Origin of the sequence: Streptomyces sp. CHD11, assembly GCF_018638295.1 — a bacterium.
In the GTDB taxonomy this organism is placed as follows: domain Bacteria; phylum Actinomycetota; class Actinomycetes; order Streptomycetales; family Streptomycetaceae; genus Streptomyces.
The window spans coordinates 1-349 of record NZ_JABTTS010000140.1; the positions used below are offsets into that span (position 1 = coordinate 1).

At 58.2% G+C, this 349-nt stretch carries 1 rRNA gene; it reads left to right on the plus strand.

The annotated features are described in order from the left end of the window. A 23S ribosomal RNA gene (locus tag HTV45_RS33510) occupies positions 1-349 on the plus strand; the annotation flags it as partial.

Below are 349 nucleotides of genomic sequence, written 5' to 3' on the forward strand. Positions count from 1 at the left end.
CTGAACACATAGGGCAAGTGGAGGGAACGCGGGGAAGTGAAACATCTCAGTACCCGCAGGAAGAGAAAACAACCGTGATTCCGGGAGTAGTGGCGAGCGAAACCGGATGAGGCCAAACCGTAGGCGTGTGAGACCCGGCAGGGGTTGCGCTTACGGGGTTGTGGGATCTCTCTTGATCAGTCTGCCGGCTGATCGACGAGTCAGAAACCGTTGATGTAGGCGAAGGACATGCGAAAGGTCCGGCGTAGAGGGTAAGACCCCCGTAGTCGAAACATCAGCGGCTCGTTTGAGAGACACCCAAGTAGCACGGGGCCCGAGAAATCCCGTGTGAATCTGGCGGGACCACCCG